1 protein-coding gene is annotated in these 500 nt (G+C 55.2%); it reads right to left on the bottom strand.

The features are described from left to right. Positions 1 to 500, bottom strand: a 500-nt coding sequence (locus tag HMPREF2565_RS10740; protein ID WP_141745911.1) for an IS1634 family transposase, incomplete at both ends; no start/stop codon positions are given.

Below are 500 nucleotides of genomic sequence, written 5' to 3'. Positions count from 1 at the left end.
ACATCCGAAACGACTTTTCAATGTTGAATAACCTGCGGTAATGCCCGATAACCTCTTGGGCGGGAAGAGTAGTCAGGTCGGTTTCATAGCCTTTAATTCCGGCTAGGGCTCGGTGCTTGGCAGCAAGAGCGTAGTTGACCTTCTTATTCGGGGCGGAAAGATCAATATAGCGGTTGCGCTTGATTGCGATATCGCCGTCAACAGCGCGTTTGGCTTTCGCGACTTGCTCTTTGATTCCGCGCAGGCTGCGTCTAGCCCGGTCGTGGGAGTACTGGAAGTGGGTTACCGTATTCGGGGTTGTGTGTTTGCGTCCATCGCTTGCCGAGGCTTGTGTCCAGATCTGGCCGTGGGTGTAGTCTTCACCGGGGTTGTCCTGCCGCCAGGTTTCGATCACCTCAGGCACGGTGGGGGTTTTCACCGACAAGATGTAGTGCAGGCCTGCATCGATGAGTGCTTGCTTGTTCGCCGCGGAAAACATGCCCGCATCAGCAACGACGGTA

It is taken from the genome of Corynebacterium sp. HMSC072A04, assembly GCF_001809235.1.
In the GTDB taxonomy this organism is placed as follows: domain Bacteria; phylum Actinomycetota; class Actinomycetes; order Mycobacteriales; family Mycobacteriaceae; genus Corynebacterium; species Corynebacterium hiratae.
This window is presented reverse-complemented; position numbering and strand designations above follow the sequence as displayed.